The sequence below is a fragment of the Streptomyces sp. NPDC042364 genome (assembly GCF_056437585.1).
The window spans coordinates 297,740-324,703 of sequence record NZ_JBWKAJ010000005.1; the positions used below are offsets into that span (position 1 = coordinate 297,740).

The window sequence follows — 26,964 nt, forward strand, 5'->3', positions numbered from 1 at the left end:
GGCTCTACACGTCCAACTGGTCGGCCACCGCCCGCAGCAGGCCGGCGATCTTGTTGCCGGCCGCGCGGTCGGGGTAGCGGCCCCGCTCCAGCATCGGCGTGATGTTCTCCAGGAGGGTCGTCAGGTCCTGCACGATCGAGGCCAGTTCGTCCGGCTTCTTGCGCTGGGCGGCGGCGACCGAGGGGGCCGGCTCCAGGATCGTCACGGAGAGCGCCTGGTCGCCGCGCTGACCGGCGACGACTCCGAACTCGACGCGCTGGCCCGGCTTCAGGCTGTCCACACCGGTCGGCAGTACGGAGGAGTGGACGAAGACGTCACCGCCGTCGTCACGGGAGAGAAAGCCGAAGCCCTTCTCACTGTTGAACCATTTGACTTTGCCGGTAGGCACGTCTGTCCTCGTCCTCGTACTCGTCGGAAACTGCGTCTGAAAGGTGTTGTCGGTGTGCGGAAACTGCTCTGGATAGCACTGCAGCGGGCCGTCGGGACCCGCCGGTACCAAGGCTAGTGGTCCGGGGGCGGGTGACAAGACGTCGCCCGACTGTTCCCTCGCGCTGGGAACTACCCTGGTCCGGTGCGTGACAAAACCCAACCGAATTCCGCAGAACCCGGTGACCGGCTGATCCGTGCCGGCGTCATCGTGTTCTTCGTCGGCGCCGTGGCCACACTGGTCACCGTCGCCCCGCTGTTCCTCGGCACGGACCCGTTTCCCACCTACATGTTCGGTTTGAGCATGCTCATGGGCGTCGGCTTCCTCATCGCCGGCGCGGGAGTGCTCCAGTCGGTCGCGGCGGGCCGCCGGAGGGCGCGGGCAGCGCGTCAGTAGGACGCCGAGCGGGCCCGGTCGAAGGCGGCGGTCACCGGAGCGTGTGGGTCGCCAGCCACTCGGGGAAGGCCGTGAGGTCCGGGAGGACGACGTCCGCGCCCGCCTCGCGCAGTTCCCGCTCGTCGCACGGGCCGGTGGCCACGGCGACGGAGTACGCCTGGGCGGTGCGCGCGCCGCGAACGTCTCCGACGTGGTCGCCGACGTACACGCTCGCGCCGTGCTCGCGCAGCGCCCCCGCCTTGGCCTCCGCCCACAGGTCGCCGATGACCGCGTCCGGTTCCATGCCGAGGTGCTCGATGTGCAGCCTGGCGTTCGGCTCGTACTTCGCGGTGACCACGACGGCCCGCCCGCCGGCCGCCCGGACCGCCGCGATCGCCTCGCGGGCGCCCGGCATCGCGGGCGCCGCGGCGATGCCTGTCGCCGCGTACATCTCCCGGTAGAGCGTCGCCACCGCCGGGACGTCCTCCGCGGGGAACCAGTGCGCCAGTTCCTCCACGAGCGGGGGGCCCAGGCGGGTGATCGCCAGATCCGCGTCGATGTACGTCCCGGTCCGCGCCGCGAGCGCCTCGTAGCAGGCGTGGATACCGGGCCGCGAGTCGATCAGCGTCATGTCCAGGTCGAAGCCGACGGTCAGGGAAGCCATGTCGCCCATTGTGGGGGTGGGCCGGGTTCGGTGGCGGGGGCGGGTGGTTCGTGGGTTCTCGCGCCCACACGGCGGAGCCGCATGCGTCACGCCGCCGGACCACCGTGGCCCCTAGTGCCGCAACAGACTCTAGGCGCCGCGGGGCCGTTGGGAGCGCCAGAGCAGATACAGGGCGGAGGAGACGGCCGCGACGCGCAGTACCCACGGCCACGTCTCCGCGAGGGCGATGTTCATCTCGCCGCGGGCGATCGGGTCCCCCCACCGCCCGTCGCTGCGCCCCCACAGCCACACGATGCCCCCGGCTGCCGCCACTCCCGGCAGGCCCAGGACCGCCCACTTGGACTCCGCGGGCGTCAACCTCCGCGACAGGTAGGCGATCAGCCAGCCGAGACCCAGGGGCACGAGGCTCCCCATGACCGCTCCCGCGACCAGCAGCGCGGCGGCCAGCAGCAGTAGCGGATTGCTCCATCCGCCCCCGGCCGGTCGCAGCCGGGGCAGCCGGGGCCGGCGGCGGCCCGCCGGGGCGTCCCCGGTGGCCGTCTCCGCGCCCGCACCACCGGCCTCCGCCCCCTTGTCCACCGCCGGGGTGGCCGCCGCCTTCCCGTCGTCCTTCGGGGGCGGCGGCTTCAGCAGTTCGGGGATCTCCACGCCGCCGACGAACCCCGGCACCGCGTCCCCGATCCCGAAACCGATGTCGGCGCCGCCGGGGCCACCGCCGCCGACCCGCCACCAGTCGGGCTGCCCGTCGCCGCCGCCCAGTTCGTTCAGCGGGGCGAGATGTGGTGGGGCGGCGCCCTCCAGGGACGCCCTGGGCGCCGGTTCGGCGGGACGGGGCCGGGGCACGATCTTGCGGAAGCCGCCGGCGAGCCCCTTGGCCCGCTCGCCGCGCTCCGCCACGGCGCGGTCATCGCCGGTCGCCCGCTGCACGGGTACGGCGGCCCGCTCGTCCGGCACGTCGCCGGGGCCACCCGCCGCGGTGACGATCTCGTCGGGGGTGCCGAGGCGGGCGATGATGCGGCGGACGGCGGCCGGGCTGTCCACCGGCGCCTTCGCCCGGCGCCGGTCGATCTCGTCCCGCAGCTCCGCCACCAGGCGCATACGGGTCGCGGACGGCAACTGCCGCTGCTGGGCCAGATCACCGACCCGGCTCAGGTACTCGTAGACGACCTTGTCGCTCTCAATCCCCACGATGCCCCTCCGGGGTTGACGCGTGCTCGCCCGACGGTATCGCTTCCGAACGAGTCGGTCCCGCACCCGAGGCCGAGCCGCCGCCCCGGGGAAAGGCAGGGGCGCGGCCGTGTTTCCCATCGGCACGGGGAACCGCGCGAGAAACCACGAACCACCCGCACCCGCCCGCGCACCCCCGCCCCAGTCGGCAACCGCCCCCAACCGTGCGGCCCCCCGCCCCACCACACCCCGATCCGACACCCCCCTCCGCTACCGTTGACCGGATGAGCACCGAGGAGCACAGCCCCGCACAGCCGGCCTCCCCCGGCGGAGCTGACCCGGCCCCCGGCCAAGCCGAAGCCCGCCGAGCCGAACCCGGCGGAGCCCCCCGCTCGCTCGCGGAAGCGCTCCGCGGCCGGGACGACCGGTCGCTCGCCGCGCTGCTCCGGGCCCGCCCGGACCTGATCACCCCCGTGCCGACGGACCTGACGCAGCTGGCGACCCGCGCCGGTACCCGTGCCTCGGTGGTCCGCGCCCTGGAACGCCTGGACCGGTTCGCCCTCCAGACCGCCCAGGCCCTGGCGGTGGCCGCGGACCCGGCCCCGTACGACGAACTGCTCGGGCTCATGGCGGGCGACGAGGCCGACCCGGCCGTCACCGCCGCCCTCCCCCGCGCGGTCCGCACCCTGCGCGAGCAGGCCCTGGTGTGGGGCCCCGACACCCGGCTGCGCCTCGTCCGCACGGCCCGTGAGCTGCTCGCGCCGTCGCCGCAGCACCCCTCCCCCACCGGTCTCGGGCCGACCGTCGCCGAGGCGACGGCGGGTATGTCGCCGGGCCGGGTCCAGGAGATCGTCACGGCGGTGGGGCTGCCCGGCACCCACGACTCGGTGTCCGCCGTCGCCTCCCTCACCGGCCTGTTCACCGACCGGCGCCGGATGGCCGCCCTCCTCGGCACCGCGCCCGCCGAGGCCCTCGACGTCCTGACGCGGCTGATGTGGGGGCCGCCGTACGGCCAGGTCACCGCCAACCCGGCGCCCCACCTGCGCTGGCTCCTCGACCGCGGTCTGCTGCTGCCCACCGCCCCCGGCACGGTCGTCATCCCCCGTGAGGTCGCCCTGCATCTGCGGGCGGGGCGGGCGCACCGGCGGGTCGAGCCGGTTCCGCCGGCCGTCGAGGCGGCGAGCGCCCACCGTCCACAGGTTGTGGACGCGACGGCGGCCGGGCAGGCGTACACCGCGCTCGCGACCGTCGAGGAGCTGCTGAAGGACTGGGACGAGGGCGGCCCGGCGGTGCTGCGGGCCGGCGGCCTCAGCGTCCGGGACCTGAAGCGGACGGCGGTCGCCCTCGACGTTCCCGAGCCGGTCGCCGCCTTCTGGGTGGAACTGGCCTACGCCGCGGGGCTGCTGGCCTCGGACGGCGAGGCCGACGAACGGTACGCCGCCACCCCCGCGTACGACGAGTGGCTGGAGCTGCCCCCGGCGGAGCGCTGGGCGCGGCTCGCGTCGGCCTGGCTGACGGCGACCCGTACGCCGGGTGTGGTCGGCGAGCGGGACGCCAAGGAGCGCACGTTGTCGGTGCTGGGCCCCGGCCTGGACCGCTCGGCCGCGCCCGAGGTGCGGCACCGGGTGCTCACCCTGCTCGCCGGGCTCCCCGAGGGCACCTCGGCCACCTCCGACTCCGTTCTGGCCCGCCTCCACTGGGAACGCCCCACCAGAGCCGGCCAGCCCCAGCAGGCAGCTCAGCCGCCGCAGGGCAGGGGCGAGCAGGCCGCGTCGGCGCAGCGGGCCCGGCAGGCCGCGCAGCCCGACGATCTGCGGGCCCGGCTCGCGCGCTGGACGCTCTCCGAGGCCGAGTCACTCGGTGTCACCGGGCGGGGGGCGCTGTCCTCCCACGGGCGGGCCCTGCTCGGCCTGTCCCCGGAGGCCCACGCCACCGCCGACCTGCCGGAGACCCCCGGCGACAAGCTCCCCGCCCACCACGTCCCCCTCCCGGCGGCCCCGTTCCCCGCCCCCGAGCCGGTCCTCGAACAGGCCGCGACGGCCGCCCGTGCGGCCGAGCTCCTCGCGCCGCTGCTGCCCGAGCCGCTCGACCACGTACTGCTCCAGGCGGATCTGACGGCGGTGGCACCGGGCCCGTTGCGGCGTCCGCTCGCCGACATGCTGGGCGTGGTCGCGGACGTGGAGTCGAAGGGTGGCGCGACGGTCTACCGGTTCACGCCCGGGTCGGTGCGCCGGGCGCTGGACGCCGGTCAGACCGCCTCCGACCTGCATGACTTCCTGACGGCCCACTCGCGTACACCGGTCCCGCAGCCGTTGGCGTATCTGATCGACGACGTGGCCCGGCGCCACGGGCATCTGCGGATCGGCGCGGCGTCGGCGTATGTGCGGTGCGACGACGACGCGATGCTCAGCGAGATCCTCGCCGACAAGCGGTCGCAGGGGCTCGGGCTGCGCCGTCTCGCGCCGACGGTGCTCGCCGCGCAGGCGGACCCGGCGGCGCTGCTGGAGGGGCTGCGGGCGATGGGCTACGCGCCGGCCGCCGAGTCGGCGGAGGGCGACGTCCTGATCACCCGGGCCCTCGCCCACCGCACCCCGCCCCGTACGGCTCCGGAGCCCGTCCCGGACGGCCCGCCGGCCCCCGACGACACGCTGCTGGCCGCCGCGATCCGCGCCATCCGCGCCGGTGATCTGGCCTCGACGGCGCCCCGGCGGACGGGCGGTGCCCCGGTCCCGTCCGGCGCGCTGCCGCGTACCGGCTCCGCCGAGACCCTCGCCACCATGCAGGCGGCCGTCCTGACCGGCGAGGCCCTGTGGATCGGCTACGTCAACGCCGAGGGCTCCGCCAGCCAGCGGGTCATCGCCCCGGTGCGGGTCGAGGGCGGCTTCGTGACGGCGTACGACCACACGGCGGACGAGGTCAGGACGTTCCCCCTGCACCGCATCACGGGTGTCGCGGAACTGGCGGACGACGACGCCTGACCCCGAGCCGCACCCTCGGGTCCGGTCCCGCGATCAAGCCGCTTCTCCGGCATCACCCGTTCGGGCGTACGGGGACGTTCATGCAGGCCGCCCCCGCTTTTACCTCCGACGAGGGGTCGTGAAGGGGCGCCCGCATCCGGCTGGGGGCCGCCGGGCAGCCACCCTGTGTCCGGTCGAGATCGACTCCCACGCTCGAAAGGTGCACAGGACCGCATGCGCCCCATCACCACGCTGTTCTCCGCCCTGGCCGCCGTCGCGCTGGTCGGTGTGCTGGCCTCACCCGCCGCGGCGAACCCCCTGCCCCTCCCCGAACTCGGCACCCTCGTGGGCGAGGGCCTCACCGTGGAAGGACCGCTCGTCCAGAACATCGGGCTGCTGAAGTGACTCAGCCCGCCGAAGGGACCCGGCGCAGCCGGTAGCTGTCCCCTTCGAGGCGGACGACGTCCGCGTGGTGCGCGAGGCGGTCCACGACGGCCGGGGCGGCCCCGCCGAAGATCTCGTCCCAGCGGCCGAGGGGGCGGTCGCTGGTGACGATCAGGGAGCCCCGCTCGTAGCGGTGGGCTACCAGTTGGAAGAGGAGCCGGGCGGTGTCGGCGTCGAAGGGCAGATAGCCGACCTCGTCGACGATCAGCAGGGGGCAGGCGTCGAGCGCGGACAGTTCCTCGGCGAGCCTGCCCCCGGCCCGCGCCCCGGCCAGTCGCGCGGCCCACTCCTCGGCGGTGGCGAACAGCACCTGGTGCCCCGCCTGGCAGGCCCGTACGCCGAGGCCGGTCGCGAGGTGGGTCTTGCCGGTTCCGGGGGCGCCGACGAAGACCACGTTGCGCCGGGCGGCCATGAAGTCCAGCGTTCCGAGGCGGGCCAGCAGGTGTCGGTCGAAGGCGCGCGGATGGTCCGGGTCGAACTCCTCCAGCAGCTTCCGGGCGGGGAACCCGGCGGCCCGCATCCGGCCCTCGCCCTCCGTCTCGTACGGCACGACGCGGGCCCCGCCCCGTGCGAGCCCCGTCCCGTGCCCGCGGGCCTCGCACTCGCGCACTCCGTGGTTCCCGTACACCGGGGCCGACGGGGCGGAGGTGGCCGACGGGGCTGACGGGGCGGACGTGGTCTGTGCCGGGATCGGCAGCTGGGCGGGGCGCAGGACCGGTGCCGGGGGGAGGGACGGCCCGGCGGTCAGGGGCTCCGGCTCCTGCGGCGGGTCGGCCGGGGCCGCCGGGGCCGCCGGGGCCGCCGGGGCCGCCGGGGCCGCCGGGGCCGCCGGGGCCGCCGGGGCCGCCGGGGCCGCCGGGGCCGCCGGGCTCCGCGGGTCGCCGTGGAGGACGTCGTGCCGGTCGTGGTGCGGGCCGTGGTGCGGGCCGTGGCCCTTCGTCTCCCGCAGCATGGGCCCCGACATGTACGCCAGGAGCACCGCCGAGGCGATGAACGCCATGTGGATCACCGTGCCCCAGAGCAGCGCGTGGTGGGAGGTGTGGTGGACGTCCACGAACATCTGGAGCAGATGGACGGAGGAGATGCCCACGATGGCGGTGGCGAGCTTGACCTTCAGGACGTTGGAGTTGACGTGGGAGAGCCATTCGGGCTGGTCGCGGTGGCCCTGGAGGCCGATGCGCGAGACGAAGGTCTCGTAGCCGCCCACGATGGTCATGATCAGCAGATTGGCGATCATGACGACGTCGACCAGCTTGAGCACCGCGAGCATGACGTAGGTCTCGGTGGCGCTGCCGCTGACGCAGCTGACGATTAACGTCCACAGCTCGTTGAAGAACTTGTAGACGTACACCCCCTGGGCGGCGACCAGACCGAAGTACAGCGGTGCCTGGAGCCAGCGGGTGGCGAACAGGGCGTAGCCGAGCGTGGTGCCCTGCGGGGAGACGGACGGGGTGACCGGGTCGGGCGGGGAGGATGGCTGCACGGTTCAACATTCTTGGGGAGCCATTGCCTCATATCTGAATTCCCTCCACTCATCGGAATGAATAGACATCCAATAAGACTGATATGAGGGAGGGGCCGGGGAGAACGGACCCCCCGAAAAGGCGGAACGATCAGGCACACTGGACGTTTGGCCGAAACGAAAGGGTGTCGCGCGTGAATGGTCCACTCATCGTCCAGTCCGACAAGACCCTGCTCCTGGAGGTCGACCACGAGCGGGCGGACGACTGTCGTCGGGCCATCGCGCCGTTCGCCGAGCTGGAGCGGGCTCCGGAGCACATCCACACCTACCGGGTGACGCCGCTCGGGCTGTGGAACGCACGGGCCGCCGGGCACGACGCGGAGCAGGTCGTGGACGCGCTGGTCGAGTACAGCAGATATCCGGTGCCGCACGCGCTGCTCGTCGACATCGCCGAGACGATGGACCGCTACGGCCGTCTCACCCTGAGCAAGCACCCCGCGCACGGCCTCGTCCTCACCACCACCGACCGCCCGGTCCTGGAGGAGATCCTGCGGTCGAAGCGGATCGCCCCGCTCGTCGGCGCCCGGATCGACCCGGACACCGTGGTCGTGCACCCGTCGGAGCGGGGGCAGATCAAGCAGACGCTGCTGAAGCTGGGCTGGCCGGCCGAGGATCTCGCCGGGTACGTCGACGGCGAGGCGCACCCGATCGAGCTGGACGAGGACGGCTGGGCGCTGCGGCCCTACCAGAAGCAGGCGGTGGAGAACTTCTGGCACGGCGGCAGCGGTGTCGTCGTCCTCCCCTGCGGCGCCGGGAAGACGCTGGTCGGTGCCGGTTCCATGGCCCAGGCGAAGTCGACCACCCTGATCCTCGTCACCAACACCGTCTCCGCGCGGCAGTGGAAGCACGAGCTGGTGAAGCGGACCTCGCTGACCGAGGACGAGATCGGCGAGTACAGCGGCACGCGCAAAGAGATCCGTCCGGTCACCATCGCCACGTACCAGGTGCTGACGACGCGGCGGAAGGGTGTCTATCCGCACCTGGAGCTGTTCGACTCCCGTGACTGGGGGCTCATCGTCTACGACGAGGTGCATCTGCTGCCCGCGCCGGTCTTCAAGTTCACCGCGGACCTCCAGGCGCGGCGGCGGCTCGGTCTGACGGCGACACTCGTCCGCGAGGACGGCCGGGAGTCGGACGTGTTCTCCCTGATCGGACCCAAGCGGTTCGACGCGCCGTGGAAGGAGATCGAGGCGCAGGGCTATATCGCGCCCGCCGACTGCGTCGAGGTCCGGGTGAACCTCACGGACTCCGAGCGGCTCGCCTATGCCACCGCGGAGCAGGAGGAGAAGTACCGCTACTGCTCGACGACCGCGACCAAGCGCAAGGTGACCGAGGCGATCGTCCGCCGCTTCGCGGGGCAGCAGATCCTCGTCATCGGCCAGTACATCGACCAGCTCGACGAGCTGGGCGCCCACCTGGACGCGCCGGTGATCAAGGGCGAGACGTCGAACGCCCAGCGCGAGAAGCTGTTCGACGCCTTCCGCGAGGGCGAGATCAGCGTCCTGGTCGTCTCCAAGGTCGCCAACTTCTCCATCGACCTGCCGGAGGCGACCGTCGCCATCCAGGTCTCCGGCACCTTCGGCTCCCGGCAGGAGGAGGCCCAGCGGCTGGGCCGGGTCCTGCGCCCCAAGGCCGACGGCCACCAGGCGCACTTCTACTCGGTCGTCGCCCGCGACACCATCGACCAGGACTTCGCCGCCCATCGCCAGCGCTTCCTCGCCGAACAGGGCTACGCCTACCGGATCATGGACGCGGACGAACTCCTGGCGGAGAGCTGACAGGGCGCTGACGAGGACCGCCCAGCCGCCCCGCCGGCCCGTGGACGAGGTGCGCATGGCCGGAGCCGGGGGGGCGGGCTCCGGCCATGCGAGGGGGGTGGAGGGATGGTCGAGAGGCGGGGGGAGCGCCAGGGGCCGACGGGCCGACGACGGATGGCCGCCGCCTTGAGTGCGGAACAGCGGGAGCCGGGTCGTCGGGCCGGGAGATGAAGTGGCGTGCGGACTGGATGCCGGGCGTGGATTCGTCGCGGTGCCTGCGGAGGGCCGGGAGGGGCCGTGCTCCGACGCGACGGGCGCGTCGGGGCCTGTTCCGTGGGCCGGGGCGCGTCAGGTGGGGCGGCGAACGCCCGCTTCCTCCGCGAACTCCCCGAGCACGATCACTCCGAAGGCTGCGCCCGCGAAGACCTTGACGGCCCGGAGGGCGTCCGCGAGGCGGTGGCGGTGGTGGCGGTCGTCGAGGCCGGTCGCACCGGACGGCGGACCGGGCCGACCGGCGGCCGAGGCTGGGATGAAGGTCGCTGCACTCATGTCTCCATGGTGGAACGCCCGGCTGTGAATGGCGTCGGTCTATGGATGGAACTAGCTGAGCCCCCCGCTCACCCTCAGGTCGTGCCGCCCCGTAGTACCCCCGGCGTACCCACCCCCTAGGGGTACCGCGCGGGCCGGACCGCGGTACCGGCGGACCGCGGTACCGGAGGGCTGCGGTACCGGCTGACCGCAGTACGGCGGGCCACGGCAAATCCATTGGCCCTCACCCCCTCGTCTCCCCTAAACTCTCCGCCCTTGCCAGCCTCCCGTCGTGGAGCGCCGCCGCCCGGACGGAAACCGGCCGGTTCACCCCACCCCCACCGGGTCCCCTGGATCCCGTAGGCCACCGGAGGCACTTCCTTGTCCGCGCCCGCCGACGAAGAGCTGAACCCCCTCACCCGCGAACGCGACCACCTGGCCGCCTCACGTGCCGCGCTGCGCGCCATGCGGGAGGACGTGGAGGCGCTGGACATCCGGGACGTGACCGCGAACTGGGTGAACGCGGAGGTGCTCGCCCGCCAGATCGACGAGCGGATCAAGGCGCTGGCCGATCTGAGCGACACCCCGCTCTTCTTCGGCCGCCTCGACTATCTGCACGCCCCCGGCGCCGACGTGGCCGAGGGCGCGGAGGGTGAGAAGTTCTACATCGGGCGCCGGCATGTGCACGACGCGGACGGCGACCCGATGGTGATCGACTGGCGCGCCCCCGTCTCGCAGCCCTTCTACCGGGCGTCCAAGAAGGACCCGATGGACGTCGGGCTGCGCCGCCGCTTCGGCTACACCGGCGGCGACCTCACCGCGTACGAGGACGAGCACCTCTCCGATCCGGCCGAGGCGGCGGCCACGAGCAAGCTGCTCCAGCAGGAGATCGAGCGTCCCCGCGTCGGCCCGATGCGGGACATCGTCGCCACGATCCAGCCCGAGCAGGACGAGATCGTCCGCTCGGACCTGTCCGGCAGCCTCTGCGTCCAGGGCGGCCCCGGCACCGGGAAGACCGCCGTCGGCCTCCACCGGGTCGCCTACCTGCTGTACGCCCACCGCGAGCGCCTCTCCCGCACCGGCACCCTCGTCATCGGCCCGAACCGGTCCTTCCTGCACTACATCGAGCAGGTGCTCCCGGCGCTGGGCGAGCTGGAGGTCAAGCAGGCCACCGTCGACGACCTGGTGGCCCATGTGGAGGTGCGGGGGACGGACGAGGCGGCCGCCGCCGTCGTCAAGGGCGACGCCCGGATGGCCGAGGTGCTCCGCCGGGCCGTCCGCTCGCACGTCACCCTGCCCACCGAGCCCGTCGTGGTCGTAAGGGGATCGCGTCGCTGGCGCGTTCCGGCGTACGAACTGGAGGTCATCGTCAAGGAGTTGCTCGACCGGGACATCCGCTACGGCGCGGCCCGCGACGCCCTGCCGCAGCGGATCGCGCACGCGGTGCTGGTCCAGATGGAACGCTCCGGCGAGGCGCCCGACGACCGGGTGCAGGACGCGGTGGCCCGCAACACCGCCGTGAAGGCGGCCGTGAAGGCGATCTGGCCGCCCGTCGACCCCGCCAAGCTCGTCCTGCGGCTGCTCACCGACGCAGACTTCCTCGCCGAGCACGCGGAGGGCGTCCTGACCGACGACGAGCAGAAGACGATCCTCTGGTCCAAGCCGGCGCGGAGTGTGAAGTCCGCCAAGTGGTCCGCCGCGGACGCCGTGCTGATCGACGAGGCGACCGACCTGGTGCAGCGCACGCACTCCCTGGGCCATGTCGTCCTCGACGAGGCGCAGGACCTCTCCCCCATGCAGTACCGGGCGGTCGGCCGCCGCTGCACCACCGGTTCGGCGACCGTCCTCGGCGACCTGGCGCAGGGCACCACCCCCTGGGCGACCAGGAGCTGGCAGGAGGCCCTGTCCCACCTGGGCAAGGCGGAGGCGCACATCGAGGAGCTGACCGCCGGTTTCCGGGTGCCGACCGACGTCATCACGTACGCCTCGCGCCTGCTGCCCCACATCGCGCCCGGCCTGACGCCCGTGGCCTCCGTCCGTGAGAACCCGGGGTTCTTCGAGGTGCGGGCCACCGAGGGCGACGACCAGGTGATCGCGGCCTGCGAGGAACTGCTGCGCAACGAGGGGTCGACCGGTCTGATCGCCGCCGACGCGCGCGTCCCGGCGCTGGCCGGGGCTCTCACGGCGGCGGGGATCGGCTACCTCGCGCCGGGTGAGGAGACGACGTACGAGACCCGCCTCACCCTCGTGCCGGCGTCGCTCGCGAAGGGTCTGGAGTACGACTACGTGGTGCTGGACGAGCCGCGGGCGGTCGTCGACGGGGAGCCGGACGAGCGGACGGGCCTGCGCCGCCTGTACGTGGCGCTCACCCGTGCGGTGTCGGGCCTGATCGTGACGCACGCGGCCCCGCTGCCGCCGCAGCTGACCTGATCCCTGACCCCTGACCCCCTGACCTCCTGAGCTCCTGAGCTCCTGAAACAGGGAGCGGCCCCCGGACGACCGAGGTCACCTGGGGCCGTTTCACGCCTGGGGCTGCCTACTTGAACTTGTTGCTGGTGGCCAGGTAGACCTGCTTGGCGTTCTTCCCGAGCCGCGGGCCGGTGATGAACGAGGAGCGGTCGCTCAGCGAGTTGTTGGAGACCAGGTACGTACGGCCCTTGTGGCTCATGAACCAGGGGCCGCCGGAGGCGCCGCCGTTCATGGTGCAGCCGACCATGTACTGGGCCGGGTAGTCGCTCGGGTAGCTGTAGCCGAGGACGAAGCGCTTGGTGGCGCCCTGGCAGTGGTACATCTTCGAGCCGTCGTACGGCGCCTCGGCCGGGTAGCCGCGCACCTTCATGTTCTTGACCTTGTTGGCGGCGGGGGCGCCGAACCACACCGGGAGCGCCGAACCGACGCGCTCCTCCAGCGACTTGGCGCCCTTCTCGGGCTTCACGTGGAGGACGGCGTAGTCGTACGCGGCGGCCACGGTGCCCTGGCCGGCGTCGCCGCCCTTGATCCAGCTGCCCGAGGTGGTGGCCCAGTCGGCCCAGAAGAGGCCGTACGGGGAGACGTTGCTCGCGCGGTAGTTGCCGGCCGCCTGGCTCATGGTCAGCTTGGCGGTGTTGTTGAACGACGGGACGAAGGCGATGTTGCGGTACCAGCCGCCGCCCTTGCCCGCGTGCACACAGTGGCCGGCGGTCCACACCAGGTTGGACTTGCCGGGGTGGGCCGGGTCCTTCACCACGGCGGCCGAGCAGACGCTGGAGCCCTGGGGGGTGGTGAAGAAGAGCTTGCCGACCGGGGCGGCGTTCCTGTGGTACGTCGCCTTGACCTTGGTGGCGTTCTGCCGCTTCACGGAGCCGTCGGGCAGCCAGACCTTGGTGGTCTTGCCCGACCCCTTGGAGACGTTGCCCGCGTCGGCGATCTCCGGCAGCCGTGTGGGCATCCGCGCCTTGGCGTCGGCGATGCGCTCGGGGGTCCAGAAGTCCGCGATGTAGGGGTTGGCGAAGTCCTCCGCCTTGGAGGCCCAGTCGCTGTAGTCCTGCCAGCCGCCGTTCTTCCACTTCCGCAGCGCGTCACCGGAGAGTTCGGTGGGCACGCCCTCGGGCAGCTTGAAGCCGCCGATGGTCGTGTCGCCCCCGCCCTCGTTCTCGCCGGTGTCGACGTCCGAGCCGGCGCCCGCCCGGGCGGTCGTCTCACCGGCGGCCTTCGCACCGCCCTCGTCGGACTTGCTGCATGCGGTGGTGGTGACCATGACCGCGGCGATCACGGCGGCGGCGGCCGTGAGCCCGCGGCGACGTATGAATGGCATGGAGCCGTTCCCCCTGTGACTGAAACTTGTCATGCCCCGGCTTGGCTGGGGCGGACACAACTATGCACGCGGGACCGGGCCGAATGATCGCCGGGACGGCTCCCGTGACGACTTCGCACACAACAACTACGTGGCGGATATCTATCCGTGATGTGTCATCACCTCGGCGTCCGGGACACCTCCAGCCCCCTCCGGGCGCCAAGTGACGTGCTCTGCACACCGTTTGAATTTTCATCACTTCGACGCCTCCCACCTCTTGTGCACTACCGGCCGGTAGGGCGAGTCTGACCTGCGCATGCCATCCCCGCTCTCGGCGTGCCCCACCCCGGCCCCCGGGCGTCCCCGCGCCGCGGTCCATCAGGAGGTCGCAGTGAAGACAAGTCCACGCTCAGGCAGCTCCCGTCTGCGCAGATCCGTGCTCACCGTGGGCGGTGCCCTCGCCCTGGTCATCGGTGTGGCCGGCAGCGCGTACGCGGCGCCGCCCGGGGCCCTGCCCGCCAACGCGGAGGCCCTGGAGTCGACGTGGCAGCCGGCCTACGACTACGACACCGACGGCTGCTACTCGACCCCGGCGATCGGCCCCACCGGCACGGTCAACGGCGGTCTCAAGCCCACCGGCGCACTCAACGGGAACTGCCGCGACGCGTCCGACCTGGACAACACCAACGGCTACGCGCGCTCCAAGTGCAACAACGGCTGGTGCGCGATCCTGTACGACCTCTACTTCGAGAAGGACCAGGCGCTCCCCGGCAGCAGCATCGGCGGCCACCGCCACGACTGGGAGCACGTGGCGGTCTGGGTCCAGAACGGCACCGCGCAGTACGTGTCGACGTCCGCGCACGGCGGCTTCAGCGTCCACCCGGCGTCGTCGGTCCGCTGGGACGGCACCCACGCCAAGATCGTCTACCACAAGGACGGCATCCGCACGCACTGCTTCCGGCTCGCGGGCTCCGGCGACGAACCCCCGGAGAACCACAAGGGCACCTGGCAGTACCCACCGCTCGTCGGCTGGAACGGCTACCCGCCAGGCATCCGCGACAAGCTGGTCGCCCACGACTTCGGCAGCGCCAACTTCGGCCTGAAGGACGGCAGTTTCGAGTCCAACCTGGCGAAGGCCAAGCCGGCGGGGATCGCCTTCGACCCCTACGCGTAACCGGACGGGCGCCCGGCCGCGTCCCAGGAGGCGGCCCGGCCCCCCGCTCGGGGGCGTGAGGGCGACTTCACGCCCCCGGGACGGGCACGGGCGCCACCCGCTCGGCCCGCGGGAATCCGTGGATCGCGTGCCGCGGTCCGGTCGACCGGAAGGGCCCGGCGGCTACAGCGCCAGCGCGAGGAACCCCACCCCGTAGGCGGCGACGAAGAGAGGCGGAACGCACTGTTCCAGGCGGGTGAGCGGCATGTACCGGCGCCAGTCCTCGCCCTCCCCCAGTTCGGTCCACTCGGCGCGGGAGTACGCGTACGCGGGGAGCCGGTTCTCGAACGCGCCGATCACCGCCCACTTCGCCGCGTTCAGCTGACGGTAGGAGCGGACCATCAGGTACCACGCGGCGCACTGCCCGACGAGGATCAGCAGTCCGGCCAGCAGCAGCCAGACGGACACCCGCCCGGACGCGGCCCCAGCCCGGCGACCATGGCCGTGGCGATCGCGCTGTTCAGCGACAGGAAGAAGGTGTTGGCAGCGCCCCGCCGCGCGCTGACGCGGTCGGCGGTCTCGACGCAGAGCTTGTACTGCTCGAAGAGCATGCCCAGGTACGGGGTGTTGGCGGGGGTGTAGCTGTCGGGGGCGACGTCGGAGTTCCACAGTGAGTGGTGGAGGTCTGCCATGGGCTCAGCATGCCGCCGCGCCGCCACGGGCGGACCGGTGCGGCCCGCCCGTGCCTCGAAAGAGCGAATCCGGTGCCGCTTCGCCCGCAACCCGCGCTGTTGGACTGCGGGTTGGCGAAGACCTCCGTTCGGCTGTTCTCATGCCCGCCCACCCGCCTCCCGCGCCCCTCCGGCGCCGCCTCCCCGAGGGCCGCGTCCGCAGGCTGACCCGCACGCAACCGGCGCCGCTGCCGGCGCGGTTGCACGAGGGCATCGGCGGGAGCCCGGGCGGCCGGGCCCGGACGGCCGCGCCGCCGGCGGACACCCGCTGACGGACGGGCGCCCGGCCCCGGGCACCGTTCTCAGTGCGCGACGGGGCTGCCGACACCGGCGTCCAGCACGGTCCGCCACTCCCGTACGGCGTCGGCGTCGACCGGCGCGTCCCAGCCGCCGGGGCGGGCGGCGCCGCCGATGTGGAAGGCGTCGAGGCCGGCGGCGCGCAGGCGGGGCAGGTGGTCGAGGCGGAGACCACCGCCGACCATGAGCCGCGGGGCGTAGCCGGGCTCGCCGCGCCGGGCTGCCTCCGCGAGCAGGGTCGGCATACCGTCGTCGACACCGTCCGCCGAGCCCGCCGTGAGATACGTGTCCAGCCCCGGCAGGTCCGCGAGCCGCTTGCGCAGGGCGTCGCGGTCGGCGGCGCGGTCGATGGCGCGGTGGAAGGTCCAGCGGCAGCCGTCGAGTTCGGCGACCAGCCGTTCGAGGACGGGCAGGTCGGGCTCGCCGAGCGGGTCGAGGAACCCGAGCACGAACTCCTCGGCCCCGGCCGCCCGCAGGTCGCACGCGACCCGTACGAGCGCGTCCGCGTCCCCCGCCGCGAACCCGTCGGCGAGCCGCAGCATCACGCGCGCCGGGATGTCCACCGCCGCCCGCACGTCCAGAAACGTCCGGACCGCCGGCGACAGCCCGTCGGCGCGCATGTCGGCGACCAGCTCCAGCCGGTCGGCTCCACCGGCCCGGGCGGCGATCGCGTCCCGGGCGTCCAGGGCGATGACCTCGAGGAGGACGGGCGTGGCCATGGGGCCCCTTTCGGTTCGGGCGCGTCGAGGACGACAGCGGGCGGCAACAGATCCGACAACAGGTCTAGTCCAATTTACCAACAAACCCGTCCGCCGGGTCAGCCCCTCGCCCGAGCACGTTCGTCAGCGAGCCACAAGGACTGGTCGGCGCCACGGCAGAATGCCCCCATGCCCCTCGACCCGCTGGAAGACCGCTGGCTCCAGGCCCTGCTCTCCGCCCGTGACGGTGCGTGTCACCCGAATCCGCTGCCGTACGCGGCGAATCTGATCAAGCGGTGGTCCGAGCCCCAGCGGAAGTACCACACCCTGGATCACCTCACGGCGGTGCTGGACCGTGTCGACGTGCTGGAGGAGTACGCGGCGGACCCGGACCTCGTGCGGCTGGCCGCGTGGTTCCACGACGCGGTCTATCTGCCGGAGCGGTCGACGAACGAGGAGCGGTCGGCGCGGCTCGCCGAGCGGGCGCTGCCGGAGGCCGGGGTGCCGGCGGAGAAGGTCGCCGAGGTGGCCCGGCTGGTGCGGCTCACCGTCACCCACGACCCGGCGGACGACGACCCCAACGGCCAGGTCCTCTGCGACGCCGACCTGGCGATCCTCGCCTCGCCCCCGGACACGTACGCCGCGTACGCCGCCGCCGTCCGCGAGGAGTACGGCTTCGTCCCCGACGACGCCTTCCGCGAGGGCCGAGCGGCCGTACTCCGCCACCTCCTCACCCTGCCCCGCCTGTTCAGGACACCGTACGGGCAGCGGGAGTGGGAGGAACGGGCCCGCCGGAACGTGCAGGAGGAACTGGCCGGGCTGACCGAACGGGGCGAGTGAGGCGCAGCCGCCTGCGACAATGCGCCCACCTGGCGATCCACCCCTGGGAATGACGTCACCCGGCCGCCGGTTGCCCATGGATATGCCTTCCGACGCCGCCGCAGACCGCTCCCGTCCCCAGCCCCACCCCCGTAGTCGCGTCCCGCTCTCCGTCTACGTCCTCGGGCTCGCCGTCTTCGCGCTCGGTACGAGTGAGTTCATGCTGTCGGGGCTGCTGCCGCCGATCGCCGAGGACATGGACGTGTCGATCCCCCGGGCCGGGCTGCTCATCTCGGCGTTCGCGATCGGCATGGTCGTCGGGGCGCCGCTGCTGGCCGTGGCGACGCTGCGGTTGCCGCGCCGGACGACGCTCATCACACTGATCACGGTGTTCGGCGTCGGGCAGGTCGCGGGCGCCCTCGCACCCGACTACGCCGTGCTCTTCGCCTCGCGCATCGTGAGCGCGCTCGCGTGCGCCGGGTTCTGGGCGGTGGGGGCGGCCGTGGCCGTCGCCATGGTGCCCGTCACCGCGCGGGCCCGCGCCCTCGCGATCATGATCGGCGGTTTGTCGATCGCCAACGTGCTGGGCGTCCCGGCGGGGGCGTTCCTCGGGGAGCACTTCGGATGGCGGTCGGCGTTCTGGGCGGTCGCCGCGGCGTCCGCGATAGCCCTGGCCGGGGTCGCCGCGCTCGTCCCGGCCATTCCGCTCCCCGCCGAGCGGCCCCGGCTCGGCGCCGAGGCCCGGATCTACCGCGAACCGCAGGTCTGGCTCTCCGTCGCCGTCGTGGCGCTCGCCGCCGGCGGTGTGTTCTGCGCCTTCAGCTATCTCGCGCCGCTGCTCACGGATGTCGCCGGGCTCGACGGCGGATGGGTGCCCACGGTCCTCGCGCTGTTCGGGGTCGGGGCGCTGATCGGCACGGCGGCCGGCGGGCGGATCGCCGACGCGCACCTCTTCGGAGTGCTGCTCACCGGCATCGCGGCCTCCACCGTGCTCCTCGTCGCGCTCGCGCTCCTCGCCTCGTACGCCGTCGCCGCCGTCCTCCTCTCCTTCCTCCTCGGCGTCTCCTGCTTCTACACGGCGCCCGCGCTCAACGCCCGGATGTTCAACGTCGCCGGTGCGGCCCCCACGCTCGCCGGTGCCACGACCACCGCCGCGTTCAACCTCGGCAACACCGGCGGGCCCTGGCTGGGCGGTGCGGTCATCGACGCGGGGTTCGGGTTCACGTCCACGGCCTGGGCGGGCGGGGCGCTCACGGCCGCCGCCATCGGGATCACGGCGGTGTCGCTGCGGATGCACCGGCGTACGGGGCCGTCGCGCATCGTGGAAATGGGCACTAACTCGGCGAAAGTACCGACCGCGAGGTAGGGTACGAGCATGGCAGTGAGTGAGGTCAGCCTCGTCGACCGGGTCCGCGCGACGGCCGGCGCCGCCACGATGTGCCCGCAGCGCGCGGCCCTGGAGCACATCACCAGCCGCTGGGGCACCCTCGTCCTGATCGCCCTGCTCGACCGTTCCTACCGCTTCGGGGAACTGCGCCGGGAGATCGGCAAGGTCAGCGAGAAGATGCTCACCCAGACCTTGCAGACCCTGGAACGCGACGGCATCGTCCACCGCGACGCCAAACCCGTCATCCCGCCCCACGTCGACTACTCCCTCACCCCTCTCGGCCGCGAGGCCGCCGAACAGGTCCGCGCCCTCGCCGCCTGGACGGACCGGCGCATGGCCGCGATCGAGAAGGCACGCGAGGAGTACGACGCGGCGCGGAGCTGAGCGGCGCCCGCGCCCCACGCCCGCGCCGCCGACCACCACCGCCGACTGCACCGCCGACGCCGACCGACGTCACGCCACCGGCCTGAACCACCCCCGCCCTCACCGGCCACGACGCACCATCTCGGCCGTAAATCCGTTCGTCCCGCGCCCGCCCCCGCTCTATCCTCACCGCCATGCGACCAATGGGTGGGGAACAGGTACTGGAAGCCGTCGGGCACAGCGTGGCCGTGTTGCGGGGGGCCGTGGACCGCGACTGGGCGGGGACCAGGGCGGGGCGGCTGGAGTGGAGCTGCCGTAAGACCGCGGACCACATCTCCTCGGACCTGATCGCGTACGCGGGTCAGCTGGCGGGCCGGGCTCAGCGCGCGTACGTGCCGTTCCGCATCAACACCGAGGAGTGCGCGGACAACGCCGATCTGCTGCACGTCATCGAGACGACGGGCGCGCTCCTCGCCGCCACCGTGAACACCACCCCCGGCGACGTGCGCGCCTTCCATCCGTACCCGTTCCGCTTCGCCGACCGCGAGGGCTTCGCGGCGATGGGCATCACCGAGGTGCTCCTCCACACGCACGACATCGTCGAGGGCCTCGGGCTCACCCCGTACGAGGCCCCTCGGGAGCTGTGCGAGTCCGTGCTCGCACGGCTTTTCCCGCACGTCAGGCCCGGTGACGACCCCTGGGCGACGCTGCTGTGGGCCACCGGCCGCGCCGAGCTGCCGGGCCGGGCCCCGGTCACCGGATGGAAGTGGAGCAACCCGCTGCACATCGACGCCGACCGTATCGTCCTCAAGGGCGTCCACCCGGCGGCGGCAGCCGACCTCGCCGAGGGCGGCACCGGCGGCTTCGACTGGATCGTGGGCGGACCCGTCGAGGGCACCCGGGTCGGCGCCGGCCTGGTGTTCCAGGCGTACGAGGCCGGGGTGCACCGCCCCGAGTGGGGCATGTACATCCTCGTCCGCAAGGAGGACGGGCTCGCCCTCGGCGCGCTCGGCTACCACGGCGCCCCGGACGAGGAGGGCCGCGTCGAGATCGGCTACGACCTCGTGGAGGGGGCGCGCGGGCGCGGCTACGCCACCGAGGCGCTGCGCGCGCTGGCCGACTGGGCGCGCGAGCGGGCCCGCGAACAGGGCGACGTCCAGTCCCTCTTCGCCGTCGTCGACAAGGTCAACACCCCGTCCCAGGGCGTGGTCACCCGTGCCGGGTTCGAGCAGGTGAGCGACGACTGGGGAGACGGGGAGGACGGCGAGCAGTTCGCGTACGAACTCCGTCTGCGCGCCTGACGTACGCCGGGCCCAACCCTTCCGGTTTCCTCCCGTCTTCCCCTGCCCCGGCCCCCACACGGTCCCGATAATTCGGTGACGTGCGGGAACGTACGGGTGTACACGCGTACGGACAGGTGCGTACACGTACTGACAAGGGCGCACATGTGCGTACTGGGGCGTACACGTACGTACGGGAAAACGGGGGAGCACGCGATGAGTCAGTACGGTCCGCCCACGCCGCAGCCCTCACCGCAGCCGCCGGGCGCCCCCCGGCCGGACCCGGGCCCCGACCACCGGAACGCCCGCATCGCCGTCATCAGCCTGATCGTCACCAGCGTGCTCACCATCATCGGCATCGTGGTGAGCGTGGTGGTGGCCGACAGGGACGACTCGTCCGGTGCCGACGGCGGCGACCCGTCGAGTGCACGCCCGTTCCAGGACGCCCCCTCCGCCCCGGCGCAGGACGACCCCACACCCGAATCCGGGAAGACGACGCCGAACCCGTCCCCGACCCCCACCCCGGCCCCGGATCCCCCCGCGTCCCCGCCCGACGACGCCGACGACGCCGATGACGCCGACGACGCCGACGACGACGGACTCACCACCGCCGAGCGGGAGTTGCGCGACTCGCTGAACCCGGTGCAGTGGCGCCGCGAGAGCTGCGAACCGGACACGGCGCCCGGCGCCGAGGCGTCGCTGCGCTGCACGGTGACGACACAGGACCCCACGTACGGCGCGCTCACCGCCAAGGCGAGCATCGCGCTGTACGGCTCCAAGAGCGAGGCCCAGAAGGTCTTCAGGACCTACACGTCCGGCCTGCCCGAGGGCAACTGCGACCAGCAGCAGAACGTCCGCAGCGTCTGGGCGGAGAACGGCTCCGACACCCCGGCCGGGGACGCGGCCTGCTACCTGGACACCACGTACCAGTACGTGATCGCCTGCACGTACTACGACCGGCCCGCCCTGTTCGCGGTCACGGGCCCCGACTCCGCGGCGCTCACCCTGTGGTGGCACGGCCTGGAACCGGTCTTCACGGACTGACGCCCGACCCGCCCCCCACCGGCCGGCCCCTCAGCGCCCTTCCGCTCAGCGCCCCACTCCTCACCGGCCCACTCCTACCGGCCGGCGCCACGCCGCTTGGGCCGCCGCAGTCCCGCCCCCGTGAGCCGGCGGAGCAGCTCCTTCGAGCCCACCTCCACCGCGCCCGCGGCCACGACCTGCTCGTAACGGTGGGACGGGATGTCGTAGTGGTCGCGTTCGAAGGCACGCTCGGGAACGCCCACCCGGCGGGCGAAGTCGTGCAACTCGTCGAAGGAGACGTCGCTGACCAGGTGGGACCACATCCGGCCGTGCCCCGGCCAGGTGGGCGGATCGATGTAGAGGGTCACGAAGGCGACGACCCCCCGGCGGCGGTCCCCAGCGCCCCGACCGCCGCGACCCGGACCCCCGCCTTGTGGCACACCCACTGCGGATCGGGGCCGAGCTCCGGCTCCACGTCGAGGGCGTGCGGATCGCCGGTGCCGCAGACCGGGCAGAGCGGCCAGCGCCCGTACCGATCCAGCAGGGCGTCCTGGACGTCCTGCGCGATCAGCCCGGCGACGTACTCCGCGCCGTCCGGCCACTGCTCGACCCACCAGCGGCGCTGCACGACGGAGTCCTCGACCATCGAGACGACATCGGCCTCGGCGACCTCCCCGGCGACCAGGTCGGCGAGCACGAGCGCACGGGCCGCGTGCAACGCCTGCTCAAGGGGGCTCACGGGATCACTGCCGGGACTCATGCCTCCATTGTGCGCACCCTTGACCGCACACCCGAACGGAAAATATCTTTCATAGGGTGAGTGATGAGGTGAAGGAAATTTTCGCACGAAGGAAAGGACGCAAACCGCCGGAGGGCCGGACGCCGGCTGCCGAAGGCCGGACCTCTGCTGCCCACGCCGAAGGCCGTGGCAGCAGCGGCGGCACCAGCGGTGGCGGTGGTGCCGCTCCGCCGGCTCCCGCCGCCCTCGCCGCGAAGGTGCGTACGCTCGCGCCGTCCATGACCCGGTCCATGCAGCGGGTCGCGGAGGCGGTCGCGAACGACCCGGCCGGGTGCGCCGCGCTCACGGTCACCGGCCTCGCCGCGCTCACCGGCACCAGCGAGGCCACCGTCGTCCGCACGGCCCGTCTCCTCGGCTACCCCGGCTACCGCGACCTGCGCCTCGCCCTGGCCGGGCTCGCCGCCCACCAGCAGTCGGGGCGCGCGCCCTCGGTCACGGCCGACATCGCGGTGGACGACCCGCTCCCCGACGTCGTCGCCAAGCTCGCGTACGACGAGCAGCAGACCCTCGCGGACACGGCGGCCGGACTCGACATGGTCCAGCTGGGCGCGGCGGTCGGAGCGCTGGCCGGGGCCCGCCGCATAGACGTCTACGGGGTCGGGGCGTCGGGGCTCGTCGCGCAGGACCTCGCGCAGAAGCTGCTGCGCATCGGGCTGATAGCCCAGGCGCACAGCGACCCGCACCTCGCCGTCACCAACGCGGTGCAGCTCCGCGCGAAGGACGTGGCGATCGCGATCACCCACTCCGGTTCGACGGGCGACGTGATCGAGCCGCTGCGGGTCGCCTTCGACCACGGCGCGACGACGATCGCGATCACCGGGCGGCCCGACGGGCCGGTCTCCCAGTACGCCGACCACGTCCTGACGACGTCGACGGCGCGGGAGAGCGAGCTGCGGCCGGCGGCGATGTCGTCCCGGACGAGTCAGCTGCTGGTGGTGGACTGCCTGTTCATCGGGGTGGCCCAGCGGACGTACGAGTCCGCGGCGCCCGCGCTGTCGGCGTCGTACGAGGCGTTGGCGCATCGGCACAGGAGCGGAGGGCCCTCGCGGTAGGCCCGGTGCCAGTACCGCAGTCCTCCCCCTCCCCTGGGACGCTGATCGCACCGTACGGAAATGAGTCGCCCCATGTCTTCCCTGCCTTCCCTCCCCTTCGGCTCCACCCCGAACGACCTCGCCGTACGAGCGGAGCTGGAGTCGCTGACGACCGAGGCGTTCCGGCCCGATCTGGCGGACATCGACCAGCTGCCGACGCTCGACATCGCGAAGCTGATGAACGGCGAGGACGCGACCGTGCCGAGCGCGGTGTCCGCGCAGCTGCCGCTGATCGCGGCGGCGATCGACGCGATCGCGGAGCGGATGTCACGGGGCGGCCGCATGATCTACGCGGGCGCGGGCACGGCCGGGCGGCTCGGTGTCCTGGACGCGTCCGAGTGCCCGCCGACCTTCAACACGGCGCCCTCCCAGGTGCTGGGTCTGATCGCCGGCGGCCGGGAGGCGGTGATCACGTCGATCGAGGGCGCGGAGGACTCCGCGGACCTGGCCCACGCGGATCTCGGCGCGCTGGCGCTCACCCCCGACGACACGGTGGTGGGCGTCTCCGCGTCCGGACGCACGCCGTACGCGATCGGCGCCGTCGAGTACGCCCGCGCCCGCGGCGCCCTGACGGTGGGCCTCTCCTGCAACGCGTCCAGCGCGCTCGCCTCGGCCGCCGACCACGGCATCGAAGTCGTCGTGGGCCCCGAACTGGTCACGGGCTCCACCCGCCTCAAGGCCGGCACCGCCCAGAAGCTGGTCCTCAACATGCTCTCGACGATCACCATGATCCGCCTGGGCAAGACCTACGGAAACCTCATGGTCGACGTCCGCGCCACCAACGACAAACTCCGGGCCCGCTCCCACCGCATCGTCGCCCTCGCCACCGGCGCGACCGACGAAGAGATCGACACGGCCCTGACAGCCGCGAACGGCGAGGTCAAGACCGCCATCCTCACCCTCCTCAGCAACACCGACGCCCCCACGGCAACCCGCCTCCTCCAACAAAACCAGGGCCACCTCCGAGCAGCCCTGGCAGCGGCGACACCGTCGACGACGACCTGAGAGGAGGGGAACGGGGACGGGACGACCACCGCCGCTGTCCGGCCGGGGCCCGTGGGCGGCGGCTCCCGGGCCCGTGCCGGCGCGCCCATGGCCCCGGGGCGGCTACGGCGTCGGGCGCCGCCGCCGACGGACCATCCGCCGGATCATCGTCGGTGCCAACCCCACCCCCACGCTCACCAGGAGCGCCGCCGCGGCCAGCAGGGTCGAGCGCCAGGGCCAGGGCGCACCGGCCAGCTCCAGATGGGCCGACGGGTACTCGGAGAACTTCGCGGTGGCCAGTGCCGTACGGCGGTCGCTGTGTTCGGCGAGGTCCCGCAGCACCGGATCGAAGCCGAACTCCCCCGACCGCCTTCCCCCGCCTGGCAGTTCGGCGGCGAGCCCGTTGCGGCGGGCCCAGCCGCGCAGCGCACTGCCCACAGCGGCGGTGCTCCTGACGCCGGGCACCACGAAACGGTCCGCGCCGTGGGCGCCTCCCTTCGCCGGCCGGGTGACGAGGACCAGACCGTGGCGCGTGGTGACGGTGTCCCCGGCGCCGATCACCAGCGTCCGGGCGGCGAAGGAGACTCCGCCGTATCCCTCGAACGCGGCGGCGGCGTCGATCTCCTGGACGCCGTCGACCAGGCCGATGGCCGTCGTGGGGCGCAGCCACGGGAACGCGGCGTTGAGAGCGTACGGGAGGTCTGCCGGGGCGAGATGGTTGGCCGGAATCGTGGTCGGTCCGTCCGGAGCCCAGCCGGGGTAGGACAGACCGGTGCCGACACGGGTCGCCTCCGCCTTGCCCGCCAGTTCCTCGACCAACCGCAGCGCACCGACGGTGCCGGAGGTGACGCCCGCGGTGGTGGTCACCCGCCCGTCCTCGACGTAGCGCCGCCCGCGCTCCCAGTCGACCCGCGGGTAGCCGCGTTCCAGGGAGTCGATGTCGGACCAGAAGGACGTGGCGTCGCGGCCGTCGAGCAGACCCGAGGCGGCCAGCAGCTCGGAGCCCGCGCACACCCCGAGGATCCGGGCGCCCTCGCGGTGTCGTTCGACGATCCACCGGCGCAGGCGCTCCTCGCCCGCGCCGGTGGGGTCGATCACGGCGGGCACGACCACCACGTCGGGTTCCGGCAGCGAACCGTCCGCCACCTCGTCCAGCGTGTGGTCGGGCAGTACGTGGGCCCCGCCGGACAGCGGGGAGACACGGCGTTCGGCGGCCACCGTGTAGACGAACATGTGCCGCGACTCGGCGAACACCTGGTAGGGCGCGAGGACGTCGGTGGCCACGGAGCCCTCGTTGCTGACCGCGACCGCCACCGTGATCCGGTCGTCCGGCACCTGCCGGGCGGCCGGCCACACCCGGCCGTCGGATCCACGGGGGGCGGCCGCGAAACTGCCGGCCATCGACGCGCTCACCCCCGCGAAGGCGATCCCCGCGAAGGACGCGGCCGCCGGCACGATGCCCAACAGCACCCAGCCGGCACGGCGCAGCATCCGGCGCCCTTTGCGGACCCTTGAACTCATCTCGGACATGACATACCTCAACAATACGGGCGCGGGTCGGCAGCGCGGTGCCGTCGGCCCTCGCGGACACGGGAAAAACGGAAGAAGCGCGGGGAGCCGTCGGTGAAGAGGCCCATCGCCTGGAAGCCGTCGTGAAGAGGCCCGTCGCCGGGCAGGCCCTCTCCGTGGGGGCCCTTCGGCTGGGAGGCCCTCACGGGGGGCGGCTCCGTCAGGCAGTCGGCCGCAGCGGTGCGCGCAGCAGCGAGGGCGGGACTCCGAAGGCGTCGGCGACCACGCGGCGCAACTGGCGGGCGTCACGGAACCCGCAGCGGAGCGCGATCGCCTCCACCGTCAGGTCGGTGGCGGACAGCAGGGTGCGGGCCCGCTCCAGGCGCAGTTGCCGCTGGTAGGCGAACGGGGTGATGCCGGTGGCCGTGGTGAAGGCGCGGGTGAGACCGCGCGGGGACAGTCCGGCGACGCGGGCGAGTTCACGCAGGGTGAAGGCGGCGTCCAGATGCTGCGCCAGATGATCCTGCACCCGGTGCACCGCGGGCTGGACATGGTCACGGTGCCGCAGGAAGGGACTGATCTGGGCAGCGTCCCCGTCCCGCCGCAGGTACAGCACCAGTTCCCGCGCCACTCCCGCGGCCAGTTCCGGTCCGTGTTCCCGCTCGACCAGGGACAGCGCGAGATCGATCCCCGCCGAGATGCCCGCACTGGTGCTGATCCGCCCGTCGTGCACGTAGAGCGCGGCCTCGCGCACCCGGGCCCGCGGGTACCGGTCGCGCATCGCGGAGGTGAGCGACCAGTGGGTCGTGCAGGCCCTGCCGTCCAGCAGCCCCGCCTCGCCCAGAACGACCGCACCGGTGCACACGGACGCCACCCGGGCACCCGCGTCGTGGGCCTGGCGCACCCAGCGCACCACGGCGGGTGCCACCAGCCGGTCGGATGCGGTCAGCCGGGGGCCCGGTACGAGCACCAGATCACCGGCTGCCGCCCGGCTCGTCGCCAGCGGCGCCAGCCCCGCCAGGCGCAGCCCCTGGGCGGAGCGCAGACCGTCCGTCTCGGCCACGTACTCCAGCCGGTAGCCGGCGCCGAGATGCGCCGCGGCGTCGAAGACCTGCACAGGACCGCCGAGGTCCAGCAGGTTCACCTCGGGCAGCACCAGGACCAGAACCCGCCCGGTGCAGCCGTTCCTCTGCTCGTTCACCGGGCCACCGTAGGCC

Annotated in this window: 26 protein-coding genes; 13 read left to right on the plus strand and 13 right to left on the minus strand. The window is 73.0% G+C overall.

The window, feature by feature from the left end:
* Window positions 1-4: 4 nt before the first annotated feature.
* On the minus strand, window positions 5-388 hold the full coding sequence (locus AC067N_RS13110) for a cold-shock protein (RefSeq protein WP_478678963.1): 384 nt from the start codon (window positions 386-388) through the stop codon (window positions 5-7).
* A 183-nt stretch (window positions 389-571) separates the two neighbouring features.
* On the opposite strand from AC067N_RS13110, the gene AC067N_RS13115 reads away from it, so the two are divergent.
* Entirely contained in the window at window positions 572-823 is a 252-nt protein-coding gene (locus AC067N_RS13115) for a hypothetical protein (protein WP_478678964.1), read from the plus strand.
* Between the two features lie 31 nt (window positions 824-854).
* On the opposite strand, the gene AC067N_RS13120 is transcribed toward AC067N_RS13115, so the two are convergent.
* Together AC067N_RS13120 and AC067N_RS13125 are read right to left on the minus strand one after the other, a co-directional pair.
* Window positions 855-1,475 (minus strand): HAD family hydrolase, encoded by a 621-nt coding sequence (locus tag AC067N_RS13120; RefSeq protein ID WP_478678965.1) that lies wholly within the window; start codon window positions 1,473-1,475, stop codon window positions 855-857.
* Between the two features lie 120 nt (window positions 1,476-1,595).
* Window positions 1,596-2,654 (minus strand): hypothetical protein, encoded by a 1,059-nt coding sequence (locus AC067N_RS13125; protein ID WP_478678966.1) that lies wholly within the window; start codon window positions 2,652-2,654, stop codon window positions 1,596-1,598.
* Window positions 2,655-2,917: 263 nt separating this feature from the next.
* On the opposite strand from AC067N_RS13125, the gene AC067N_RS13130 reads away from it, so the two are divergent.
* Both AC067N_RS13130 and AC067N_RS13135 read left to right on the plus strand, forming a co-directional pair.
* A complete protein-coding gene (locus AC067N_RS13130; protein WP_478678967.1) occupies window positions 2,918-5,611 on the plus strand; it encodes a helicase-associated domain-containing protein in 2,694 nt (897 codons plus the stop codon).
* Window positions 5,612-5,824: 213 nt separating this feature from the next.
* Window positions 5,825-5,995, plus strand: coding sequence for a hypothetical protein (locus AC067N_RS13135; RefSeq protein ID WP_478678968.1), 171 nt, complete (start codon window positions 5,825-5,827; stop codon window positions 5,993-5,995).
* Between the two features lies 1 nt (window position 5,996).
* Here the strand turns inward: AC067N_RS13135 and istB are convergent, their stop codons facing one another.
* Complete coding sequence (gene istB, locus AC067N_RS13140; RefSeq protein WP_478678969.1) at window positions 5,997-7,517, minus strand: IS21-like element helper ATPase IstB; 1,521 nt, start codon at window positions 7,515-7,517, stop codon at window positions 5,997-5,999.
* Between the two features lie 173 nt (window positions 7,518-7,690).
* Between istB and AC067N_RS13145 the strand changes: the two genes are divergently transcribed.
* A complete protein-coding gene (locus AC067N_RS13145; RefSeq protein WP_478678970.1) occupies window positions 7,691-9,334 on the plus strand; it encodes a DNA repair helicase XPB in 1,644 nt (547 codons plus the stop codon).
* 327 nt (window positions 9,335-9,661) lie between these two features.
* Here the strand turns inward: AC067N_RS13145 and AC067N_RS13150 are convergent, their stop codons facing one another.
* Window positions 9,662-9,862, minus strand: a complete 201-nt coding sequence (locus AC067N_RS13150; RefSeq protein WP_478678971.1) for a hypothetical protein — start codon at window positions 9,860-9,862, stop codon at window positions 9,662-9,664.
* Window positions 9,863-10,222: 360 nt separating this feature from the next.
* Between AC067N_RS13150 and AC067N_RS13155 the strand changes: the two genes are divergently transcribed.
* Entirely contained in the window at window positions 10,223-12,271 is a 2,049-nt protein-coding gene (locus tag AC067N_RS13155) for a HelD family protein (protein WP_478678972.1), read from the plus strand.
* A gap of 106 nt (window positions 12,272-12,377) precedes the next feature.
* Here AC067N_RS13155 and AC067N_RS13160 read toward each other — a convergent pair whose 3' ends face one another.
* Window positions 12,378-13,634 carry a trypsin-like serine peptidase gene (locus AC067N_RS13160; RefSeq protein WP_478678973.1) on the minus strand — a complete coding sequence of 419 codons (1,257 nt, stop codon included), beginning with the start codon at window positions 13,632-13,634 and terminating at the stop codon, window positions 12,378-12,380.
* A gap of 370 nt (window positions 13,635-14,004) precedes the next feature.
* Between AC067N_RS13160 and AC067N_RS13165 the strand changes: the two genes are divergently transcribed.
* Window positions 14,005-14,787 carry an NPP1 family protein gene (locus AC067N_RS13165; RefSeq protein ID WP_478678974.1) on the plus strand — a complete coding sequence of 261 codons (783 nt, stop codon included), beginning with the start codon at window positions 14,005-14,007 and terminating at the stop codon, window positions 14,785-14,787.
* A gap of 162 nt (window positions 14,788-14,949) precedes the next feature.
* Here AC067N_RS13165 and AC067N_RS13170 read toward each other — a convergent pair whose 3' ends face one another.
* The 3 genes from AC067N_RS13170 to AC067N_RS13180 all read right to left on the minus strand — a co-directional run bounded on the left by AC067N_RS13170 (window position 14,950) and on the right by AC067N_RS13180 (window position 16,513).
* Window positions 14,950-15,234, minus strand: coding sequence for a RipA family octameric membrane protein (locus AC067N_RS13170; RefSeq protein ID WP_478678975.1), 285 nt, complete (start codon window positions 15,232-15,234; stop codon window positions 14,950-14,952).
* Window positions 15,201-15,458 (minus strand): RipA family octameric membrane protein, encoded by a 258-nt coding sequence (locus AC067N_RS13175; protein ID WP_478678976.1) that lies wholly within the window; start codon window positions 15,456-15,458, stop codon window positions 15,201-15,203. Before AC067N_RS13175 ends, AC067N_RS13170 begins: the two co-directional genes overlap by 34 nt.
* Window positions 15,459-15,799: 341 nt before the next feature.
* Window positions 15,800-16,513, minus strand: coding sequence for a copper homeostasis protein CutC (locus AC067N_RS13180; protein WP_478678977.1), 714 nt, complete (start codon window positions 16,511-16,513; stop codon window positions 15,800-15,802).
* Between the two features lie 168 nt (window positions 16,514-16,681).
* On the opposite strand from AC067N_RS13180, the gene AC067N_RS13185 reads away from it, so the two are divergent.
* The 5 genes from AC067N_RS13185 to AC067N_RS13205 all read left to right on the plus strand — a co-directional run bounded on the left by AC067N_RS13185 (window position 16,682) and on the right by AC067N_RS13205 (window position 21,385).
* A complete protein-coding gene (locus AC067N_RS13185; protein ID WP_478678978.1) occupies window positions 16,682-17,332 on the plus strand; it encodes an HD domain-containing protein in 651 nt (216 codons plus the stop codon).
* 82 nt (window positions 17,333-17,414) lie between these two features.
* Complete coding sequence (locus tag AC067N_RS13190; RefSeq protein WP_478679131.1) at window positions 17,415-18,677, plus strand: Cmx/CmrA family chloramphenicol efflux MFS transporter; 1,263 nt, start codon at window positions 17,415-17,417, stop codon at window positions 18,675-18,677.
* Window positions 18,678-18,686: 9 nt separating this feature from the next.
* Window positions 18,687-19,082, plus strand: coding sequence for a winged helix-turn-helix transcriptional regulator (locus AC067N_RS13195; RefSeq protein ID WP_478678979.1), 396 nt, complete (start codon window positions 18,687-18,689; stop codon window positions 19,080-19,082).
* A 182-nt stretch (window positions 19,083-19,264) separates the two neighbouring features.
* Window positions 19,265-20,362, plus strand: a complete 1,098-nt coding sequence (locus AC067N_RS13200; protein ID WP_478679132.1) for a GNAT family N-acetyltransferase — start codon at window positions 19,265-19,267, stop codon at window positions 20,360-20,362.
* 195 nt (window positions 20,363-20,557) lie between these two features.
* Window positions 20,558-21,385 (plus strand): hypothetical protein, encoded by an 828-nt coding sequence (locus tag AC067N_RS13205; protein WP_478678980.1) that lies wholly within the window; start codon window positions 20,558-20,560, stop codon window positions 21,383-21,385.
* A gap of 74 nt (window positions 21,386-21,459) precedes the next feature.
* On the opposite strand, the gene AC067N_RS13210 is transcribed toward AC067N_RS13205, so the two are convergent.
* Together AC067N_RS13210 and AC067N_RS13215 are read right to left on the minus strand one after the other, a co-directional pair.
* Complete coding sequence (locus tag AC067N_RS13210) at window positions 21,460-21,732, minus strand: DUF4031 domain-containing protein (RefSeq protein WP_478678981.1); 273 nt, start codon at window positions 21,730-21,732, stop codon at window positions 21,460-21,462.
* Window positions 21,729-22,124, minus strand: a complete 396-nt coding sequence (locus tag AC067N_RS13215; protein WP_478678982.1) for a hypothetical protein — start codon at window positions 22,122-22,124, stop codon at window positions 21,729-21,731. The genes AC067N_RS13210 and AC067N_RS13215 overlap by 4 nt, the downstream gene beginning before the upstream one ends.
* A gap of 56 nt (window positions 22,125-22,180) precedes the next feature.
* Between AC067N_RS13215 and AC067N_RS13220 the strand changes: the two genes are divergently transcribed.
* Window positions 22,181-23,215, plus strand: a complete 1,035-nt coding sequence (locus AC067N_RS13220; protein ID WP_478678983.1) for a MurR/RpiR family transcriptional regulator — start codon at window positions 22,181-22,183, stop codon at window positions 23,213-23,215.
* Between the two features lie 72 nt (window positions 23,216-23,287).
* Window positions 23,288-24,259: an N-acetylmuramic acid 6-phosphate etherase gene (gene murQ / locus AC067N_RS13225; protein ID WP_478678984.1), complete on the plus strand. Its 972-nt coding sequence runs from the start codon at window positions 23,288-23,290 to the stop codon at window positions 24,257-24,259.
* Window positions 24,260-24,361: 102 nt separating this feature from the next.
* On the opposite strand, the gene AC067N_RS13230 is transcribed toward murQ, so the two are convergent.
* Both AC067N_RS13230 and AC067N_RS13235 read right to left on the minus strand, forming a co-directional pair.
* The gene (locus AC067N_RS13230) at window positions 24,362-25,759 is read right to left on the minus strand and encodes a DJ-1/PfpI family protein (RefSeq protein WP_478678985.1); all 1,398 of its coding nucleotides are present in this window, start codon (window positions 25,757-25,759) and stop codon (window positions 24,362-24,364) included.
* 208 nt (window positions 25,760-25,967) lie between these two features.
* Complete coding sequence (locus AC067N_RS13235; protein WP_478678986.1) at window positions 25,968-26,948, minus strand: GlxA family transcriptional regulator; 981 nt, start codon at window positions 26,946-26,948, stop codon at window positions 25,968-25,970.
* Window positions 26,949-26,964 lie beyond the last annotated feature (16 nt).

Coding starts and splice junctions, on each gene's coding strand:
- AC067N_RS13120 (WP_478678965.1), bottom strand. CDS start 1,475: ATGGGCGACATGGCTTCCCTGACCGTCGGCTTCGACCTGGACATGACG.
- AC067N_RS13130 (WP_478678967.1), top strand. CDS start 2,918: ATGAGCACCGAGGAGCACAGCCCCGCACAGCCGGCCTCCCCCGGCGGA.
- AC067N_RS13135 (WP_478678968.1), top strand. CDS start 5,825: ATGCGCCCCATCACCACGCTGTTCTCCGCCCTGGCCGCCGTCGCGCTG.
- AC067N_RS13150 (WP_478678971.1), bottom strand. CDS start 9,862: ATGAGTGCAGCGACCTTCATCCCAGCCTCGGCCGCCGGTCGGCCCGGT.
- AC067N_RS13160 (WP_478678973.1), bottom strand. CDS start 13,634: ATGCCATTCATACGTCGCCGCGGGCTCACGGCCGCCGCCGCCGTGATC.
- AC067N_RS13175 (WP_478678976.1), bottom strand. CDS start 15,458: ATGGCAGACCTCCACCACTCACTGTGGAACTCCGACGTCGCCCCCGAC.
- AC067N_RS13180 (WP_478678977.1), bottom strand. CDS start 16,513: ATGGCCACGCCCGTCCTCCTCGAGGTCATCGCCCTGGACGCCCGGGAC.
- AC067N_RS13185 (WP_478678978.1), top strand. CDS start 16,682: ATGCCCCTCGACCCGCTGGAAGACCGCTGGCTCCAGGCCCTGCTCTCC.
- AC067N_RS13190 (WP_478679131.1), top strand. CDS start 17,415: ATGCCTTCCGACGCCGCCGCAGACCGCTCCCGTCCCCAGCCCCACCCC.
- AC067N_RS13195 (WP_478678979.1), top strand. CDS start 18,687: ATGGCAGTGAGTGAGGTCAGCCTCGTCGACCGGGTCCGCGCGACGGCC.
- AC067N_RS13200 (WP_478679132.1), top strand. CDS start 19,265: ATGGGTGGGGAACAGGTACTGGAAGCCGTCGGGCACAGCGTGGCCGTG.
- AC067N_RS13205 (WP_478678980.1), top strand. CDS start 20,558: ATGAGTCAGTACGGTCCGCCCACGCCGCAGCCCTCACCGCAGCCGCCG.
- AC067N_RS13215 (WP_478678982.1), bottom strand. CDS start 22,124: ATGAGTCCCGGCAGTGATCCCGTGAGCCCCCTTGAGCAGGCGTTGCAC.
- murQ (WP_478678984.1), top strand. CDS start 23,288: ATGTCTTCCCTGCCTTCCCTCCCCTTCGGCTCCACCCCGAACGACCTC.
- AC067N_RS13230 (WP_478678985.1), bottom strand. CDS start 25,759: ATGAGTTCAAGGGTCCGCAAAGGGCGCCGGATGCTGCGCCGTGCCGGC.